Here is a 391-nt window from a genome sequence, read left to right as displayed (position 1 = left end):
ATCAGCGGTCCGTCGACGCCACCACACCCGGCGACACCACCCCCCGGATCATGCGTGAGACAGGGGCAAGGAGTCATACCGGGTCTGGCGACCGTAGCCCTTCTGTGAAGGACCGTAAATAACGTAACGACCACGTCACCACCGACATGTCCGTGTACACCGACGAAATCTTCGGACCCGTCCTGTCCGTGGTGCGCGTCGAGAGCTACGACGAAGCCCTCGAACTGGTGAACTCCAGCCAGTTCGGCAACGGCACCGCCACCACGTCACCACCGACATGTCCGTCTACACCGACGAAATCTTCGGACCCGTCCTCTCCGTCATCCGCGTCGACTCCTACGACGAAGCCCTCGAACTGGTGAACTCCAGCCAGTTCGGCAACGGCACCGCC

The 391-nt window shown here is 62.1% G+C and carries 2 pseudogenes; both read left to right on the top strand.

Annotation, left to right across the window (positions count from 1 at the left end):
• Positions 1-128: 128 nt before the first annotated feature.
• Positions 129-260, top strand: a pseudogene (locus P3H15_RS55380) (aldehyde dehydrogenase family protein); the annotation flags it as partial.
• 2 nt (positions 261-262) lie between these two features.
• Positions 263-391 (top strand): annotated as a pseudogene (locus P3H15_RS55375) (aldehyde dehydrogenase family protein); the annotation flags it as partial.

The organism is Rhodococcus sp. T2V (assembly GCF_029269925.1).
In the GTDB taxonomy this organism is placed as follows: domain Bacteria; phylum Actinomycetota; class Actinomycetes; order Mycobacteriales; family Mycobacteriaceae; genus Rhodococcus_F; species Rhodococcus_F koreensis.
The sequence above is the reverse complement of the archived record's forward strand: the minus strand, read 5'-3'. Positions and strand labels throughout refer to the sequence as shown.